The organism is Haemophilus sp. HMSC061E01, assembly GCF_001810345.1.
GTDB lineage: Bacteria > Pseudomonadota > Gammaproteobacteria > Enterobacterales > Pasteurellaceae > Haemophilus_D.
Genome location: NZ_KV800992.1, coordinates 1 through 260, shown reverse-complemented (window position 1 = coordinate 260; position 260 = coordinate 1). Strand labels below are relative to the sequence as shown.

The 260-nt window shown below is 38.1% G+C and carries 1 protein-coding gene; it reads right to left on the bottom strand.

Annotation, left to right across the window (positions count from 1 at the left end):
- Window positions 1-260: hypothetical protein (locus HMPREF2732_RS00115; RefSeq protein ID WP_148129029.1), on the bottom strand; the 260-nt coding region annotated here is incomplete at both ends.

Genomic DNA, 260 nt, shown 5'->3' with positions numbered 1-260 from the left:
ATAAGCCTCATCCCAATCTTTCAACGAGACCACAACATTATTATAGGTTTTCTCTGGATTTGAGATTGCTTCCCATAAAGACACTACGGTATCATCTAAATTAACAACCGCATCCGCTGTGTCTTTAACACTATCAATTTGACCCTGAGCTTCTGCAAGCTCTAGACCTTCTTGATATTCTTTAGCTTTATCCTCATCTCCATTGAATAAAACCTTGGCATACATTTCAATGTTTTGCTTACGCTCATCACTAGGATGAA